The following is a 17,391-nucleotide window of genomic DNA, read 5'->3' on the forward strand; positions in this document are numbered from 1 at the left end:
ACCGCCAGGTACGAGCCCGCGATGAACGTCGAGGACCTCGTCGCGATCGACGTCCACACCCACGCCGAGGTCTCCTCCAAGGGCCATGCCTCGCTGGACGACGACCTCCACGACGCCTCCTCCGCCTACTTCAAGGTCGAGGGCAACCGGAAGCCGACCCTGGAGGAGACGGCCGCGTACTACCGCGAGCGGAGGATGGCCGCCGTGATCTTCACGGTGGACTCCGAGTCCGCGACCGGCACCGAGCCCGTCCCCAACGAGGAGGTCGCCGAGGCCGCCGCCGCCAACGCCGACGTCCTCATCCCCTTCGCGTCCATCGACCCCTTCCGGGGCAAGGCCGGTGTGAAGCGGGCCCGGCGGCTGGTCGAGGAGTACGGGGTGCGGGGCTTCAAGTTCCACCCCAGCGTCCAGGGCTTCTTCCCCAACGACCGCTCGGTGGCGTACGCCCTCTACGAGGTCATCGAGGAGACCGGCGCGATCGCCCTCTTCCACACCGGCCAGACGGGCATCGGCGCCGGCGTCCCCGGCGGGGGCGGCATCCGCCTCAAGTACTCGAACCCACTCCATGTGGACGACGTGGCGGCCGACTTCCCCCATCTGAAGATCATCCTGGCGCATCCGTCCTTCCCCTGGCAGGACGAGGCGCTGGCGGTGGCCACCCACAAGCCCGGCGTCCACATCGATCTGTCCGGCTGGTCGCCCAAGTACTTCCCGCCGCAGCTCGTGCAGTACGCCAACACCCTGCTCAAGGACAAGGTCCTGTTCGGCTCCGACTACCCGGTGCTGACCCCGGACCGCTGGCTCGCCGACTTCGAGAAGCTGACCATCAAGGACGAGGTCAAGCCGAAGATCCTCAAGGAGAACGCCGCCCGGCTGCTCGGCCTGACGAAGCCATGACGACACTGTGAGGGACACACCCCATGTGCAATGAGGGACAGGGGCACGGACATGCGCAATGAGGGACTGGGATCATGGCCCGCCCGCCGGGCCCGCAAGACCCCCGGACGTACCGCCCTGATCCACGGCGACACGAGCATCACCTACGGCGAGCTGTACGAGCGCACCACACGCCTCGCCCACGCCCTGCGCGCCTTTGGCGTACGTCGCGGCGACCGCATCGCCTACCTGGGGCCCAACCACCCCTCGTACCTGGAGACGCTGTTCGCCGCCGGCACCCTCGGCGCCGTCTTCGTCCCGCTCAACACCCGCCTCGCCGGACCCGAGATCGCCTACCAGCTCGCCGACTCCGGAGCCAAGGCCCTCGTCTACGGGCCCGGGTTCACCGGGCTCGTCGCGGGACTCCCGGGCGACACCGACGTCCGTACGTACGTCGAGGTCGGCGCCGAATACGAGGCGCTGCTCGCCGAGGCCGAGAACGAGCCGATCGACCAGCCCGTCGGACCCGACGACACCTGCATCATCATGTACACCTCGGGCACGACCGGCCGCCCCAAGGGCGCGATGCTCACCCACGGCAACATCATCTGGAACGCCGTCAACGTGCTGGTCGACCAGGACATCGTCACCGACGAACGCGCCCTGGTCTCGGCCCCGTTGTTCCACACCGCCGGGCTGAACATGCTCACCCTGCCCGTGCTCCTCAAGGGCGGACTGTGCGTCCTGGTCGAGGCGTTCGCCCCGGAGGCCACCTTCGACCTGATCGAACGGCATCGGATCACCTTCATGTTCGGGGTGCCGACGATGTTCGACCAGGTGGCACGGCACCCGCGCTGGGCCGGGGCGGACCTCTCCTCGCTCCGGATGCTCTCGTGCGGCGGCTCGCCCGTGCCCACCCCGCTCATCGCCGAGTACCAGGAGCGCGGCCTCACCTTCCTCCAGGGCTACGGCATGACGGAGGCGGCCCCCGGCACGCTCTTCCTCGACGCGGAGCACGCCGTGAGCAAGGCCGGCTCGGCGGGCGTACCGCACTTCTTCAGCGATGTGCGGGTCGTACGGCCGGACATGACACCCGTGGATGTGGACGAGCCCGGTGAGATCGTGGTCCGGGGGCCGCATGTCATGCCCGGGTACTGGGGGCTGCCGGAGGAGACCGCCGCCGTGTTCGCCGACGGGTGGTTCCGCAGCGGGGACGCGGCCCGGGTCGACGAGGACGGGTACGTCTTCATCGTCGACCGCATCAAGGACATGATCATCTCCGGTGGGGAGAACATCTATCCCGCCGAGATCGAGGACCAGCTCCTCGCCCACCCGGACATCGTCGAGTGCGCGGTCATCGGCGTGCCGGACGAGAAGTGGGGCGAGGTGCCGCGCGCGGTCGTCGTTCCCCGTGAGGGCACTTCGCCGGACCCCGACGAGGTGCTGGCCTCGTTGGCCGGGCGACTCGCCAAGTACAAGATCCCGAAGTCGGTGGTGCTGGCGGACGAACTGCCGCGCACCGCCTCCGGAAAGCTCCTCAAGGCCCGGGTGCGCAAGCGCTACGGCACCGATTCCTAGTGAAGGACAGTCATATGAGCATCACCGTCAATGGCATCGATGAGCTGAAGAAGCTCGCCGGTAGTGATCTGGGCGCCAGTGAGTGGATCGAGGTCACCCAGGAGCGGATCAATACGTTCGCCGATGCCACGGGGGACCACCAGTGGATTCATGTCGACCCCGAGAAGGCGGCCGCAGGCCCCTTTGGGGCGCCTATCGCCCATGGGTATCTGACGCTTTCGTTGTTCATTCCGCTGTTCACCGAGTTGTTGGATGTCGAGGGGGTCTCGACCAAGGTCAACTACGGGCTGAACAAGGTGCGTTTCCCGTCGCCGGTGAAGGTGGGGTCGAAGATTCGGCTGGTGGGAAAGCTGGCCTCTGTCGAGGACGTGCCGGGTGGGGTGCAGATCACTGTTGACGGGACCATTGAGATCGAGGGTGGGGCTAAGCCTGCGGCTGTGCTTCAGAGTTTGTCTCGGTTTTATGCCTGAGCGCCGTAGGGGCTGAGGAGCGCGGGGGACTGCTGCGCCGTCGTGGCTGGTCGCGCAGTTCCCCGCGCCCCTTAAGCCCTGCTGCTGCTCAACTCACGTCCACGAACAGCGGGTTCGTGTAGAACCAGGTGTCCTCCCATGGGTCCCCGTCACCCGGCGCATGAGGGATCGGGCCGTGCGGGTCAATCGCCGCACCCAAATACCCCGCCCCGTTCCTCTTGCCGTCGCTGCCCCGCAAGCGGAGGTAGAAGGACTCGTCGCCCGCCGTGATCGGGATGCTCAAGGTGTACGTGCCCTTGCGGCCCGTCACGTCCTTCGTGTGGACGACCTTCGTGTCCGGGGCCTTCCAGGCGTCGCGGTCGGTCGCCGGGCCGTGTACCGCGCCCCGGATGACGTCCACGTGGGCCAACTCCGGGAGGATTCCCTGGGCGTTGGGGCGGGTCGCGGAGGTGACCGTGATGTTCAGGGTGAGGCGCTCGCCCTTGCGGACCCGGAGGCGGCCGCCCAGGGTGACGCCCCGGCCGTGGTCGTGGGCGCGCTTCACTCGGACGTCGAGGCCGTCCAGGAGATGGCCGTGGTCCAGCCAGACGCGGCCCGCGCGCAGGCCCGCCATGACCGAGCGGTAGCCGTAGCGGGTGACGCCCACGTGGGTGCGGCTGAACTGGCCGGGCCAGAAGTCGCTGCCGGGCTGCGGGGTGGTGGTGTTCACCGGGTCGGGCAGCTTGCCGGTGGTGTCGAAGTTCTGGCCGGTGGGCCAGTCGCCGTTCTTCCAGGTGTCGAAGACGATGCGGTGGGCGTCCGAGTTGGTGGTGATCGAGAACAGCCTGCCCTCGGCCAGGAGGGAGTCCCACAGGCCGCCGACCGTCGCCGTCGACCAGTCGAAGCCGCCGTACGTCAGATACGCCTCCGCCGGGTAGCCGGGCCAGGACTGGGCCGACGGCTTGTTCTCGTACTCGCCGCGGATCGAGGTCGTGCCGCGCCAGCCGGGGATCGCCGCGCCCTGGGCGCCGGGCGCGCCCTCCATGCCGATCATGATCTCGGGGGCGGCGTCCCGCCAGTTCCGCATCTCGTGCGGGGAGTCGATGCCCAGGCGCAGCGGGTGGTTGGCGAGGACGAGGACGTCGTCGACGTAGCCCGTGCGGCGCTGCTCGGCCAGCCACTGGATCGCCTTGACGGCGTGCGCCTCGTTGCGGGCCCGGTCCGCGTCGGCGGGGCCGCCCTTGTCGTAGCCGAGCAGCTTGCCGTCGTAGGCGCGCTCGAACCGGGTGAGGACGTCGACCTCGTTCGGGCCGGGCGCGGTGAAGACCGTGCAGTGCTCGGCGGCCGGGATGTACCACTCCAGGCCCTGGAAGATCAGCTGACGGGGGTTCTCGGCGCGGGCCTTGAGGATCTCCTCGTGCTCCAGCGCGGCACCGAAGTCGGCGTGCCCGAAGTTGGAGTGCTCGGTGAACACCATCCAGTCCAGGCCGTACTTGGCGCCCGCCGCGGCCAGCTGCGAGAACGTGTACTTGGCGTCGTGGCTGTAGACGGTGTGGATGTGGTGGTCGCCGACGAGGTAGGCGAGCTTGGGGTCCTCGCCGCCGTGGGGGCGGGAGCCGGCGCTCGCGGGAGTCGCGAGGGAGCCCAGGGCGAAGGCGGTGCCGAAGAGGCCCGCACCGCGCAGGAGGCCACGGCGGGACAGACCCTGCGGGTCCAGTTCGTCGGCGGGGACGGACGGGTCGGCCCAGACGGGCAGTTGCTGCTCGGATGTCTCGTACATCTCAGGCATCGTGGGAGGAAGCCCCTTCCGGGATCTCAGTGGTTCATGAACGACGTGACGGGCAGCGCGCGTTCGACGATGCGGACGTCGCCGAGCCGGCCGTGGAGGATCTGGTCGATCTCGCCGCCGTACTCGTAGCCGCCGAGCAGCCAGGGCAGGCCCACGGACGTGAGGCCGACGGCCGTGGCCCTGGGGTTGCGGACGACCGGGCAGCCCTGGACGTAGAGCGTGGTGTGCTCGCCGTCGTTGACGACGGCCACGTGCCACCAGGTCTCCAGCGGGGTCTCCTGGCCCCAGTTGGTGGCGATGCCCTGCTGGTTGAGCGGGCGCACGGCCCACTGCGGCTCACGGTCGTTCGACAGGGAGAGCGTGGCCAGCGGCTCGTCGGGGTCGTCCTGCGTCTTGCCCGCCGCACCGCCCGTGCCGGTACGGCCGAGGATGCCCGCCCAGGCGTGGTTCGACGGGTTCCAGTCGGCGGGGAGCCGGTAGAACGCCTCGATGGTGTAACCGTTCCCGAACGTCGCCGAGTTCAGCGGCGCCCCGTCCACCGTCCGCAGATACGCCCCCTTCAGCGGGGGCTTGCCTCCGTGGAACTCCAGGCTGCCGTGGCCCGGCTGGTCCGGGTGATGGTCGGCGGAGTAGGTGAGCGTGCCGCCGCCGACCGTGACCAGGGAGAGGTCGTTGCCGTGCCCGGAGCGGTCCTTGACCGTACCGCCGACGGCGGCCCCGTCCTGCTGCCCGTCGAACCGCCAGTACGCCACGGTCCCCGGCACCAGCAGCTTCGACACCGGCCGCGACGGACGCACCGGCACCGGGGCGAAGCCCGCGAAGCGCCGCTCGAAGTCGATGTCGACGGAGAACCGGTCGACGTCACCGGAGAGTTCGATCTCCTGCCGTTCCAGCTCGTTGACGCCCTTCGCCGCCCGGCCCAGAATCCACGGGGAGATCGTCTCCACGTCGATGGTGTTCCGGTCGAGGTCGAAGCGGTAGAGGCGGATCATCGCGGCACCGCCGAAGTACCGGTTCTGGTAGTTCGTGAGGTGCAGATGGACCTCGTTGCCCGCCTTGTTCTCACGGACGGCGCGGCCCGCCGGCCAGTAGTGGCCGTTGAGGGTGAGGAAGATCTGGTCGTGGTCCGCGATCAGCTGGTCCCACAGCTTCTGGCCGTAGGTGGACAGGGTGTCGTCCTCGGCGACCAGTTCGTGGGTGGTGAGGACGACCGGCGTCTTCGGATGCTGGGCCAGGACCTCCTCGGCCCAGGCGAAGCCCTTCGCCGACAGCCGCCAGTCCAGGGCCAGCACCATCCACTCCCGGCCGCCCGCCTGGAAGAGGTGGAAGGAGTTGTAGCCGTCCGGGGAGGAACCCCCGTAGGTCTTCCGGCCCTTGAAGCGGTCGGGGCCGAAGACGTCCAGGTACGGGGTGGAGCCGCGCTGGTCGTCGGTGGAGGACCGTACGTCGTGGTTGCCCGCGAGGACGCTGTAGCCGACGCCCCGCCGGTCGAGCAGCCGGAACGCCTCGCCGATCGCCGCGCACTCCTCCTCGGCGCCGTTCTGCGTGAGATCGCCCAGATGGGAGAGGAAGACGATGTTCTCCTCCCGCCCGTGCTCCAGCAGATAGCGCAGCGACGCCTCTACGGGCGCCTTGTCGATGCTCGGCCCGTCGAACAGGTACTGCGTGTCGGGCATCACCGCCAGTGTGAACCGGCGGCTGTCCGGGTCCGGCCGCCACCGCGCGGTGGTCGCGGACTCGGCGGGGGTCGCGGCCTGCGCGGTGCCCGCCGACAGGGCGGTGGCGGCCGTGGCCACCGCACCCATCAGCGCGGTGGCCCGCAGGAACTGGCGTCTGCCCGCCCCTGCCTGGGCGGCCTCGCCCTGCTCGTGCTCATGCTCATGCGAAGTGCACACGTGTGCTCCGTGGAAGTTCCGGGGTCATGAGTGGTACAGCGGGAGGGGGGTGGGGTCAGAGGGCGCGCAGGGTCCAGGACCAGCGGTGGACTCCGGGCGGGACGAGATATCCGGGCGAGGTGTCGGGGCCGCACGACGCCGTGCCCACACCTCGGTGCGCCGCGTCGATGTGCACCACACAGCCCGGCCGGGGCGTCAGTTCGTCATGGTGCGCCACGGCCGCCAGATCCTCGGCGCGATACCGGGTGACCGACACCTGCCGGGGCCGGTCCAGCCGTACCGTCAGCGCGTGATCGTCGCCGGAGAGCGTTCCGGAAGGCTCTCCGGAAGGCGTTCCGGAGAGCGTGAAGTGCCGTACGCCGTGCCGGCCCCCGCTCTCCTGCGGGCGCAGATACGGGGTGAACAGGTCGTCGACGGACGCCGAGTGGTGGCCGACGGGCGCCCCGGCGGCACGGTCCGGGTAGCTCTCCCAGGGGCCCTGCCCGTACCAGGCCAGACGGTCGAACCCGGCGGCCGTCTCGAACACCGTGCCGACGCGGGCCACATCCGTCAGCCCCTCGGGCAGTACGGCCGTCTCGTCGACGAGGACGCGGCCGTCGGCCAGCGCCGTGAACGTCTGCTCGTGTTCGACCGGCCCCGCGCCCGTCGCCCAGCGCGCACGCACCCGGACCGTCGAACCCTCGCGCTCCACGGAGACCGTCTCGCGCTTCGGCCGGTCCAGCCCCAGCTCGCTCCAGCGCCCGGCCATACCGCCGAGGACGTCGTTGTCGGTGGGGGCCCGCCACAGGCTCAGCATGGGCGGGGAGGTGAGCAGGGGGTGCCGGAGCAGTCCGTCGTCGTCCGTCTCCGGGGGCGTTAGCCGGCCAAGGGACTCCTCGGAGCCCACCACCGGCTCGCCCGCCTCCGCTTCGTACCAGAGCACCCGCGGGACGCACACCTCGGTGCCGCGCGGCGCCCAGGGCTCGTCGGCGGCCGTGGTCACCCGCAGGGTCAGCCAGATCTCGCCGGCCCCGGCCGGCACCTCGGGCCGGTCGATCACGGCCGAGCCGCCGGGCGGAACGGCGGGCAGCCGGGCCGGGACCGTCCAGGTGCCGCCGTCGGCCGCCGCGAACTCCCATTCGGCCGCCAGCCAGGAAAGATCCCGGAAGTGCTGCCTGTTGTGGACGCGCAGCACCCGCCAGGTGCCCTCGCCCTCGACGGAGAGCCGCACGGGCGCGGCGATCTCCCGGTGCTCGAACATCACCGGCTTCGGAGTGCGGTCGGGGAAGACCACCCCGTCGGCGATGAACGCGCCGTCGTGGATCGTCTCGCCGAAGTCGCCGCCGTACGCCCAGCGCAGTCCGGGTGCGGCGACACCGTTGTCGTACAGCCCGGCGCCCCCACGCCCGGCCGGTCGTCCGTCGTTCACACGCTGGAGGATGCCGTGGTCCCAGAACTCCCAGATGAACCCGCCCTGAAGACCTGGGGTTGCCTCGATGGCCGCCCACGTGTCGGCGAGCGTGCCGTTGCTGTTGCCCATGGCGTGCGAGTACTCGCACTGGATCAGGGGCCGGGTCTGCTCGCCGGAGAGCGCGTGGGCGACGCAGTCCTCGATGGGCGCGTACATCGGGCACGCGATGTCGGAGGCGTCGTCCGTGGCCGCCCAGTCCAGCTTCGCGGCGCCCTCGTACTGCACGGGCCGCGTCGGATCGTGGCGGCGCAGCCAGCCCGCCGCCGCGTCGTGATTCGCCCCGTAGTCGGACTCGTTGCCCAGCGACCAGACGATCACCGAGGGGTGGTTCTTGTCCCGCAGGGCCATACGGGAGACCCGGTCCACGAAGGCGTTGAGGTAACGGGGGTCGTCGGCGATCTCGTGGGCGTGGTCGTGTGACTCGATGTTCGCCTCGTCCACGACATAGAAGCCCAGCTCGTCGGCGAGGTCGTACAGCGCCGGGTCGCTCGGGTAGTGGGAGGCGCGGATCGCGTTGAAGCCGAAGCGCTTGAGGACGACCAGGTCGGCGCGTGTGTCGTCGTACGAGACGGTACGGCCGGTCAGCGGGTGGAACTCGTGCCGGTTGACGCCCCGGATGTAGACGCGCTCCCCGTTGATCAGCAGGTCCCGGCCCCGGATCTCCACGTCCCGGAAGCCGATCCGGTGGTGGGAGGTGTCCGCCACCGTGCCGTCGGCGCGGTGCAGCCGGACGGTGAGGCCGTACAGCTCGGGTGTCTCGGCGCTCCAGGGCCGTACACCGGGGACGGCCGCGCCCATCCGGGCCTCGCCGAGGAAGTCGGAGACCCGCTCGTCGGCGGCGTTGATCCGGTCGAACTCGGTGTCCTGGCCGAGCGTCAGGCCGTCGAGTTCCCCGCTGATGTACCACCCGGCGGGCAGCGCGCCACGTGAGTCCCGCACCCGGCAGTCCACGCGCAGCTCCCCGTCGCGCCGGGCCCGTACGGTGACGTCCGCGAGATGGAGCGGGTCGGTGGCGTACAGCAGGATCGAGCGGGTGATGCCGCCGAGCCACCACTGGTCCTGGTCCTCGATGTGGGAGGCGTCGGACCACTTGACGACCGTGAGCCGTACGGTCGCTTGCGCGCCGGGGCGGACATGGCCCGTCAGGTCGAAGTCGGCGGCGAGGTGGGAGTCCTTGGAGACGCCGACCGGGCGGCCGTCCACATGGACGAGGAGCACGCTCTCCGCCGCGCCGACCTGGAGGATGATCCGGTGGTCGGTCCAGTCGGCGGGGATGTCGATCTCCCGCTCGTACACACCGGTCGGGTTGGCGGCGGGGGAGTCCGGGGGGAACTGGGGGCACGGCATACGGACGTTGGTGTACTGCGGGGGGTCCTCCGCCGCCTCCAGGGCCCAGGAGCCGGGGAGCGGGGACCAGGACCAGGTGGGGCCGGGGGCGGTGTCGGGGGAGGGGAGCAGTTGGAAGCGCCACCGGCCGTCGAGGGAGAGGGACTGAGCGCGGCGGTCGACCGCGTTCATGGGCAGCCGCCCCCAGGAGGTCACCTCGGGGGACTCCCAGGGGCGGAGGGCGATCAGGGGGTCGAGTGCGTCGGTCATGACCGTTCCGGGGTCGGTGGTGACAAAGGGGATGCGGGTGCTGACGAGGGGGAGGGGGTGGGCCGGGGCAGGACACGGCCCCGCAGGCCCCAGGCGGGGTCGACGGGGATGCCGAGACGGTTCAGGACGGTGGGGGCGATGTCGATGAGGCGGGGCGTGTCCAGCCGGGTGCCACCGGACGAACCGCCGGGCGTCCCGGGCTCGGCCAGCACGACGAACACCTCGCGCTCGGCCCGGGTGTCGCCGCCGTGGCCGCCGGCGTCGAGATGGCCGTGGTCCGTGGTGACCAGGACAGTCCAGTGCTCGTCGGCGCGGGCGGGGTCGGAGCGCTGGGCCTCGACGGCCGTCAACAGGCGTGCGAGATGGGCGTCCTGGGCGAGCAGGGCGCGGTCGTAGGCGGGGCTGAGGGGGCCGGTGGCGTGGCCGGCCTCGTCGGTGGCGCCGAAGTACACGAACAGCACGTCCGGGTCGTCCTCGGTGAGCAGGCGCACGGCGGTGTCGGCGACGCGGCGGTCCGCGCTCTCGTAGCCGTCGCTCTCGCCGTCGTGGTGCACGCGCGAACCGATCGCGGGGCCGAGGGTGCCACGGTGGACCAGCTCCGGCCACGACACCACGGCGGCGGTGCGCAGTCCGGGGCGCGCGGTGGCGGCCCGGGTGAGGAAGTCGGGGTAGCGGGCGTAGTCGGCGCCGAGGAAGTCGTTGCCGGTGACGCCGTGCCGGTCGGGCCACACCCCGGTCAGCACGCTCGACCAACCGGGGCCCGAATCGGTGTACGCCATGCTGGTGGACGGCCCGTTCTCGGCCTGGCCGTCCACCTCGCCGTACGGCAGCAGGCTGGTGCCATGGGCGCCCGCCGCCATCAGACCGTGCAGCACGGGTGCCGTGGACGGCGACCGCGTCAGTCGGTCGTGGCGCACCCCGTCCATCCCGACCACGAGCACCCTGCCGCGCCCTCCGCCGGTGGCGTCCACCACGGCGAACCCCTCTCCTCATACGGGCTCAGGTGCCCTGGACCGCGCCCTCGGTGGCGCCCGCGATGAAGCCGCGCGCGAAGATGCTGAAGACGATGACCAGCGGCAGGGACGCCATCAGCACACCGGCCATGACCATGCTGTAGTCGGTGTTGTGGCCGACGTTGAGCTGGGCCAGCTCCACCTGGAGCGTGACGTGGGCGGGATCGGTGAGCACGATCAGCGGCCAGACGTAGTCGTTCCAGGCGTTGACGAAGGCGTAGATGGCGAGGAACGACAGCGCGGGCTTGATCATCGGCAGGGCGACGTTCCAGTACTGGCGGAAGAACCCGGCGCCGTCGATGCGTGCCGCGTCGAGGAGTTCGTCGGGCACACCGTTCTCGATGTACTGGCGCAGCCAGAAGATGCCGAAGGCGTTGGACAGGGCGGGCCAGACCAGCGCCTTGAGCATGCCGACCCAGCCGAGTTCGGACATCAGGATGAACTGCGGCAGGACGGCCAGCTGGAGCGGCAGCATCATGAACACCAGCAGCGTGCCGAAGAGCACCCTGCGCCCGGGGAAGTCGAACTTGGCGAAGGCGAAGGCCGCCAGCGAGTCGACGAACAGCACCAGGACTGTGGTGACGCTCGCGATGATGACCGTGTTGAGCATCGACCCGAAGAAGTCGATGGTGTCGAGCACGTTGCGGATGTTCTCCAGCAGATGCGAGCCGAACGTCAGCTTCGGCGGGCTCTGGTAGATGTCCTTGGTGGTGTTGGTCGCCATCACGATCGTCCACACGAACGGGAAGACCGAGATCAGGACGGCCAGCACGAGGAAGACATGCGCGGTCAGGCCCTTGGGGCGCCGCAGCCGCCGCCTCGCGCCCGCACCCGTGCCCTTGCCCGTGGCCGGCGATGGGGTGGCGGCTGTCGTCATGACTTCCTCCCTCGTTGCACGATGCGCCAGTTGACGACGACGAGCACGATGATCAGTACGAAGAAGGCCCACACGATGGCCGCGCCATAGCCGTAGTCGTTGTCGAGGAAGGCCGACTGGTAGAAGTACAGCAGCGTGGTCAGGCCCGCCTGGCCGGGGCCGCCGAGGTTGGCGTTGGCGGCGTTGCTGGCGAAGAGCACCTGGGGTTCGCTGAAGCTCTGCAGACCGTTGATGGTCGAGATGACGACGGTGAACAGGATGATCGGCCGCATGATCGGAATGGTGATCTTGAAGAAGGTGCGGATGGGGCCGGCGCCGTCCATCTTGGCCGCCTCATAGATCGACTGGGGGATCGCCTGGAGGCCGGCCAGATAGATGATCATGTTGTAGCCGGTCCACATCCAGGTCATCAGCGCCGCGATCACCACCTTGATCAGCCAGGGATTGCTCAGCCAGGGGACGGGGTCGATGCCGACCGTGCCCAGGATCGCGTTGACCAGACCGAAGTTGTTGCTGAACACCGCGCCGAAGAAGATCGCCACGGCGACGATCGAGGTGACGTTCGGTACGTACAGGGCGATGCGGTAGAAGCCCTTGAAGCGGCGCACCGAGTGCAGCAGCGTCGCCAGCACGAGGGCGCCGAACAGCGTGGGCACCGTGGACAGCACCCAGATCACCAGGGTGTTGCGGATCGACAGCCAGAAGACCGGGTCGTTCCAGAGGAACTCGTACTGCTCCAGACCCACGAACTGCTTGGTGCCCAGACCGTCGTAGCGCTGGAAGGACAGATACAGCGAGTAGAAGACCGGGACGAAGGAGAAGGCGGCGAAGACCAGATAGAAGGGCGAGATCGCCAGGTACTGCCGCCAGTACGACAGCACACCGCGACGCCTGGGCCGAACGGCGCCCGCGGGCGGGGTGCGCCGCGGGCGGAAACGGGCCGGGCCGGGCCCGCCACGGCGCTCGCGCACCGTGGCGGTACCGGTGACCGGAGGTGACGACACCTCAGTTCACCCCCTGTCGCCGGGCTATCTGCTTGGCCTGGTCGACCGCGTCGTTCCAGGCGTCGTCGGGCTTCTTGCCCTTCGCCTCGACGCTGGTCAGCTCGGCCATGAAGGGAGCCATGACGGCGGAGTCGGCGGGTGCCTCGTAGCTCACCGGGATGGCCTCGGCGGCCGGGCCGAAGACCTCGATGATCTTCTGTCCACCGAAGAACTCGTCCCCGCCCGTCATGGCGTCCATCTCGTACGTCGCCGGGGAGGCGGGGAAGATCGCGGCGTCGGTGAAGCTCTTGGCGTTGTTCTCCGGGCTGAGTATCCAGCTGATGATCTTGAACGCCTCTTCGGGGTTCCGGCACTGCGAGGGCAGGGCCAGATAGGAGCCGCCCTGGTTGGCCGGGCCGCCGGGCGTGGCGCAGACCCGCCACTGGCCCTTGGTGCCCGGAGCGGCCGACTCGATGTCCAGGGCGTGCCAGGCGGCGCCGAGTTCGGTGGCCAGGTTCTTGCCGATGGCGGCGTTCCACGTCTGGTCGTTGATCTTGGCGTCGATGCCGAGTGTGTAGGGGCGGATCGCCGTTTCCCACGCGGTGCGGATGTGGTCCTGGTCGCCGATGAAGTGGTTGTCCTCGTCGATGAACCGCTTGGTGCCCTGGCCGACCGCGATGTTGAACACCGAGCTGATGTTGTTGACCAGGAAGACGCCGGACTGCGCCTTCTTCAGCTCGGTGCCGAGCGCGAAGTAGTCGTCCCAGGTCTTGGCCTCGGCCGCGACCTTCGCCGGGTCGGTGGGCAGCCCGGCCTTGTCGAAGAGGTCCGCGCGGTAGAAGAGCGCGGTGGGGCCGATGTCGATCGGGAACCCGATCTGCTTGCCGTCCTTGGTCTGGGCGAGCTTGGTCTTCCACTCCAGGTACTGCGACGAGAGCTTCTTGAAGCCCAGGTCGTTCAGGTCGAGGAAGCGGTCGGCGTTGGGCAGGAAGGACGCGATGTCCTCGCCCTTGATGCCGGTGATGTCCGGCACGGAGGAGCCGCCGGCCGCGAGGGTGGTGGTGAGCTTCTGCTTGAAGTCGCCGCCGATGGAGGCGGTGGTCAGCTTGATCGTGCTGCTGAAGTGGGTCTTCGACTCGGCGACCACCTTGTCGCTGAGGGCGCCGCCCCAGTACCACATGGTCAGGTTCTTGCCGTTCTTGGTACCGCCGGATTCCGAGCCGCCGCCACAGGCGACGGTCAGGCCGGAGGCTGCCGCGGTGAAGACGGCGGCCTGGAGGAAGCCTCTACGAGAAAGGTCCACGGGTCACTCCTGTTGTTCCTGTTCGTGGTACGGAGGGGCGTGTTGCTGGGGGGCTCGGTGGGGCTTTTCTGGGGGGCTCAGGGGAGCGGTGCGGGCGGGGTGACCGGGGCGTGGCGCACCGGGGGCCCGACCTCCGCCGGGATGCGGTCGGCGAGGAAGCCGTAGGCCTTCCTCAGCTCGGGGTCGGTGACGGACCGCCACCACTGCCGGACGCCGTACCAGCCGGGAGCCGCGAGGGCCCCGCCATGATGACCGACGGACAATCCGGCGGAAAGCACCGCGAAGCGCAGCCTCTCCGGCAGGGGCCAGCCGTCGAGGGAGGCCGCGACGAAGCTCGCGCCGAAGACGTCCCCGGCACCCGTCGCGTCCAGGACGTCGACGTCGAGGGCCGGGACCTCCGCGTACTCCCCGGTCGTCTGGTCCACCGCGATCGCGCCCTCGCCGCCACGGGTCACCACCGCCACCGGAACCAGCTCGCTCAGCGTGCCGAGCGCGGCCACCGCGCTGTCGGTGCGCGTGTACGCCATCGCCTCGGTCTCGTTGGGGAGGAAGGCATGGCACAGGGCCAACTGGTCGAGCAGGTCGCGCGACCACTCCTGGGCGGGGTCCCAGCCGACGTCCGCGTAGATGTGCGTCCCGTTCGCGGCGGCCTTGGCGAGCCACTCGCGCGGCTCGGCCTCGATGTGCACGAGCGCCGTGCGCGCCTCGGGGAGCGCGCGCATCAGTTCGTCCTGGGAGTACGGCGGTTCCTGGCCGTGGGTCACCAGGGCGCGGTCGTTGCCGTGCGCAAGGGAGACGGTGACCGGGGTGTGCCAGCCGCCTGCGGTGCGGGAGAGCGAGAGGTCCACTCCCTCCTGCCCGGCGAGGACCTCACGGCAGTACGCGCCGTAGTAGTCGTCGCCGAAGACCGTGGCCAGAGAGGTGCGCAGGCCGAAACGGGCGGCGGCCACCGCCAGGTTGGCGATACCGCCCGGACCGCAGCCCATGCCGTCGGTCCAGATCTCCTCGCCGGGTGTCGGCGGCCTTCCCAGCCCCGTGAGCACGAGGTCGTAGAAGAGCAGCCCGGTCAGCAGCACATCGGGCCGGTCGTCGTCCACGTGTGCACCTCTCGTCAGAACTCTTCAAATTCAATGCCGGGAATCGTGCGCCGATCCGAGAGATTGGTCAATACCCGAGCAGAAGTGAGCATGGAAATGATTGAGGATGACGAGTACTGTTCAGCGCGTGCTGGCAGAGAGACGACACCAACTCATCCTGCGGGCCCTGCGATCAGGCGGCCCCGCGGCCGTCACCGACCTGTCCGAACAGCTCGGTGTGAGCCCCGCCACCATCCGGCGCGACCTCGTCAAGCTGGAGGAGGAGGGGCTGCTCACCCGTGTGCACGGCGGCGCCGTCGTCGACGAGGGCGACCAGCCCTTCGCCGAGGTCGCCGAGGTCCGCGTGGCCGAGAAGGACGCGATAGCGGCGAAGGCCGCCTCCATGGTCCGCGACGGCCAGTCCGTCCTGCTCGACATCGGGACCACCGCCTTCCGCCTGGCCCGGCAGCTGCACGGCCGCCGGCTCACCGTGATCACCAGCAATCTGGTGGTCTACGAGGAGTTGGCGGACGACGAGGGCATCGAACTGGTCCTGCTCGGCGGCATGCTCCGCCGCGAGTACCGGTCCCTGGTCGGCTTCCTCACCGAGGACAACCTCCGTCAACTCCACGCCGACTGGCTCTTCCTCGGCACCAGCGGGGTACGGCCCGGCGGCCAGGTGATGGACACCACGGTCGTCGAGGTCCCCGTCAAGCGCGCGATGATCAGGGCGAGCGACAAGGTCGTCCTGCTCGCCGACTCCGCCAAGTTCCCCGGCACCGGCATGGCAAGGGTCTGCGGTCCCAGGGAACTCGACGTGGTCGTGACCAACGCGCCCGTGGACCAGGCGACATGTTCCTCGTTGGAGGAGGCGGGGGTCGAGGTCGTGACGACGTGAACCGCGGCGACGACCGGGCCCGCGCCCTCACCGGGATGGCACGTGTCCGCGAGGGCGCGGACCACGCCGGTGCAAGGGACGGCCCCTCGGGCGAGGGAACGGACCGCGCCCGTCACGGCATGGCCCGCACACGTGCCGGGATGGCCCGCACGACATGCACGATTCGCAAAGGTGGTAGCTGAGTGAAGCTGACGATTCTGGGCGGCGGAGGATTCCGGGTGCCCCTCGTGTACGGGGCGCTCCTCGGGGACCGCGCCGAGGGCCGGGTCACCCGTGTCGTCCTGCACGACCTGGACGCCGAGCGGCTCTCCGCCGTCACCCGCGTCCTCGCCGAGCAGGCCGCCGATGTCCCCGACGCCCCCGAGGTGACCGCCACCACCGATCTCGACGAGGCCCTCACCGGCGCGGACTTCGTCTTCTCCGCGATCCGCGTCGGCGGCCTCCAGGGCCGGGCGGACGACGAGCGCGTGGCCCTCGCCGAAGGCGTCCTCGGCCAGGAGACCGTCGGCGCCGGCGGTATCGCCTACGGCCTGCGCACCGTCCCCGTGGCCGTCGACATCGCGCGGCGGGTGGCCCGGCTCGCCCCCGACGCCTGGGTCATCAACTTCACCAACCCGGCCGGACTCGTCACCGAGGCCATGTCCCGCCACCTCGGCGACCGCGTCATCGGCATCTGCGACTCACCCGTCGGCCTCGGCCGCCGTATCGCCCGCGTCCTCGGCGTCACCAACCCCGCCGAGGCCTGGATCGACTACGTCGGCCTCAACCACCTCGGCTGGGTCCGGGGTCTGCGTGTCGCCGGCCGCGACGAACTCCCGCGCCTGCTCGCCGACCGCGACCTCCTCGGCTCCTTCGAGGAGGGCAAGCTCTTCGGCGTCGACTGGCTCCAGTCCCTCGGCGCCATCCCCAACGAATACCTGCACTACTACTACTTCAACCGCGAGGCCGTACGCGCCTACCAGCAGGCCGAGAAGACCCGCGGCGCGTTCCTCAAGGACCAGCAGGCCCACTTCTACGAGGAGATGCGGCGCCCCGACGCCCACGCCCTGAAGGCCTGGGACCGCACCCGCGCCGAGCGCGAGGCCACCTACATGTCGGAGAACCGGGAGACCGCCGGCGCCGGTGAACGCGACGAGGACGATCTCTCCGGCGGCTACGAGAAGGTCGCCCTCGCCCTGATGCGGGCCATCGCCCGCGACGAGCGCACCACCCTGATCCTCAACGTCCGCAACCAGAACACCCTCTCCGTCCTGGACACCGACGCCGTCATCGAGGTGCCCTGCCTGGTCGACGCCAACGGCGCCCACCCGGTCTCCGTCGCCCCGCTGCCCGACCACGCCACCGGGCTGGTCTGCGCGGTCAAGGCCGTCGAGCGTGAGGTGCTGGCCGCCGCCGAGTCGGGCTCCCGTACGACGGCGGTCAAGGCATTCGCCCTGCACCCGCTGGTCGACTCGGTCAACGTGGCCCGGCGGCTGGTGGAGGGATACACGGCCGTACACCCCGGACTCGGCTATCTGAGATAAGGCCCACGTTTCCGAAATGGCCTCCCGGGGCTGACCTGGGCAGCCTCCTCATGCTTGTCTGAAGCCGCACCCCACTCTTAGGAGA

13 protein-coding genes are annotated in these 17,391 nt (G+C 70.0%); 5 read left to right on the plus strand and 8 right to left on the minus strand.

What is annotated here, in order from left to right; all coding sequences use genetic code 11:
• Positions 1–21: 21 nt before the first annotated feature.
• Genes ACWD4G_RS05190 through ACWD4G_RS05200 form a run of 3 tightly spaced genes read left to right on the plus strand, consistent with a single transcriptional unit; the run spans position 22 to position 2,924 of the window.
• Positions 22–897: an amidohydrolase family protein gene (locus ACWD4G_RS05190; protein WP_451291140.1), complete on the plus strand. Its 876-nt coding sequence runs from the start codon at positions 22–24 to the stop codon at positions 895–897.
• A gap of 51 nt (positions 898–948) precedes the next feature.
• A complete protein-coding gene (locus tag ACWD4G_RS05195; protein WP_451290833.1) occupies positions 949–2,454 on the plus strand; it encodes an acyl-CoA synthetase in 1,506 nt (501 codons plus the stop codon).
• Positions 2,455–2,468: 14 nt separating this feature from the next.
• Entirely contained in the window at positions 2,469–2,924 is a 456-nt protein-coding gene (locus ACWD4G_RS05200) for a MaoC family dehydratase (RefSeq protein WP_451290834.1), read from the plus strand.
• Between the two features lie 88 nt (positions 2,925–3,012).
• On the opposite strand, the gene ACWD4G_RS05205 is transcribed toward ACWD4G_RS05200, so the two are convergent.
• The 8 genes from ACWD4G_RS05205 to ACWD4G_RS05240 form a co-directional block, all read right to left on the minus strand.
• On the minus strand, positions 3,013–4,683 hold the full coding sequence (locus tag ACWD4G_RS05205; RefSeq protein ID WP_451290835.1) for a PHP domain-containing protein: 1,671 nt from the start codon (positions 4,681–4,683) through the stop codon (positions 3,013–3,015).
• 35 nt (positions 4,684–4,718) lie between these two features.
• Positions 4,719–6,587, minus strand: coding sequence for a LamG-like jellyroll fold domain-containing protein (locus ACWD4G_RS05210; RefSeq protein WP_451290836.1), 1,869 nt, complete (start codon positions 6,585–6,587; stop codon positions 4,719–4,721).
• Positions 6,588–6,642: 55 nt separating this feature from the next.
• On the minus strand, positions 6,643–9,633 hold the full coding sequence (locus ACWD4G_RS05215) for a glycoside hydrolase family 2 TIM barrel-domain containing protein (protein WP_451290837.1): 2,991 nt from the start codon (positions 9,631–9,633) through the stop codon (positions 6,643–6,645).
• Positions 9,630–10,559, minus strand: a complete 930-nt coding sequence (locus ACWD4G_RS05220) for an alkaline phosphatase family protein (protein WP_451291141.1) — start codon at positions 10,557–10,559, stop codon at positions 9,630–9,632. Before ACWD4G_RS05220 ends, ACWD4G_RS05215 begins: the two co-directional genes overlap by 4 nt.
• Before the next feature lie 73 nt (positions 10,560–10,632).
• Positions 10,633–11,523: a carbohydrate ABC transporter permease gene (locus tag ACWD4G_RS05225; RefSeq protein ID WP_451290838.1), complete on the minus strand. Its 891-nt coding sequence runs from the start codon at positions 11,521–11,523 to the stop codon at positions 10,633–10,635.
• Entirely contained in the window at positions 11,520–12,404 is an 885-nt protein-coding gene (locus ACWD4G_RS05230) for a carbohydrate ABC transporter permease (RefSeq protein ID WP_451291142.1), read from the minus strand. The genes ACWD4G_RS05225 and ACWD4G_RS05230 overlap by 4 nt, the downstream gene beginning before the upstream one ends.
• A gap of 124 nt (positions 12,405–12,528) precedes the next feature.
• Positions 12,529–13,809, minus strand: coding sequence for an ABC transporter substrate-binding protein (locus ACWD4G_RS05235; RefSeq protein WP_451290839.1), 1,281 nt, complete (start codon positions 13,807–13,809; stop codon positions 12,529–12,531).
• A gap of 77 nt (positions 13,810–13,886) precedes the next feature.
• Positions 13,887–14,906, minus strand: a complete 1,020-nt coding sequence (locus tag ACWD4G_RS05240; RefSeq protein WP_451290840.1) for a carbohydrate kinase family protein — start codon at positions 14,904–14,906, stop codon at positions 13,887–13,889.
• 127 nt (positions 14,907–15,033) lie between these two features.
• On the opposite strand from ACWD4G_RS05240, the gene ACWD4G_RS05245 reads away from it, so the two are divergent.
• Both ACWD4G_RS05245 and ACWD4G_RS05250 read left to right on the plus strand, forming a co-directional pair.
• Positions 15,034–15,783, plus strand: coding sequence for a DeoR/GlpR family DNA-binding transcription regulator (locus ACWD4G_RS05245; RefSeq protein ID WP_451290841.1), 750 nt, complete (start codon positions 15,034–15,036; stop codon positions 15,781–15,783).
• Positions 15,784–15,965: 182 nt separating this feature from the next.
• Positions 15,966–17,306 (plus strand): 6-phospho-beta-glucosidase, encoded by a 1,341-nt coding sequence (locus ACWD4G_RS05250; protein ID WP_451290842.1) that lies wholly within the window; start codon positions 15,966–15,968, stop codon positions 17,304–17,306.
• Positions 17,307–17,391: the final 85 nt, after the last annotated feature.

The sequence above is a fragment of the Streptomyces sp. NPDC002643 genome (genome assembly GCF_053592555.1).